The following is a 510-nucleotide window of genomic DNA, read 5'->3' on the forward strand; positions in this document are numbered from 1 at the left end:
GAAGCGTATGGCACGCGCACCCCAGGTAAAGCCTCGGTATGTCTTGCGCCTTACGTTTGGTGGGGGTTGCGTTTTCGGGGTTGTGGACGCCTGGGAATTCATTCTTTAGAGCCATGATCCACTATTATTTGCGGGTAGAATTGGAGGTATGACCCTCGATGAACTTCTTGTCGAGGTTGAGGCGAAACAAGCCGCTCTGTGTCATGCGAAAGCGGAACTCGCCACAGCCTTGATCACATTCCACAACGCTGCTGACGATCGTGATTACTGGTTCGTCCAGAATGAGATTGCCTGCGCCCTGCACATCTCCCGACGTGGCGCTGACCGCATCCTGTCCAACGCCTCCGAGCTGACCGAACGGCCCCGGGTGCTTGCAGCCCTGGCGGCCGGGAAGATCGATGAGAGCAAGGCGTTGTTGATCGTGGATCAGATCCGCATCCTGAAGGAGCCGCAGACCTCGATCGCCGAGGAGAATCTGCTGGAGTACGCCCCCACCCGCACCTACACCTC

At 57.8% G+C, this 510-nt stretch carries 1 protein-coding gene; it reads left to right on the forward strand.

Going from position 1 to position 510, the window contains the following annotated elements; all coding sequences use genetic code 11:
- Positions 1-148 precede the first annotated feature (148 nt).
- Positions 149-510, forward strand: a 362-nt coding sequence (locus tag ABD798_RS37135; RefSeq protein ID WP_344886348.1) for a DUF222 domain-containing protein, incomplete at its 3' end; no start/stop codon positions are given.

The sequence above is a fragment of the Allokutzneria multivorans genome (genome assembly GCF_039537405.1).
In the GTDB taxonomy this organism is placed as follows: Bacteria; Actinomycetota; Actinomycetes; order Mycobacteriales; family Pseudonocardiaceae; genus Allokutzneria; species Allokutzneria multivorans.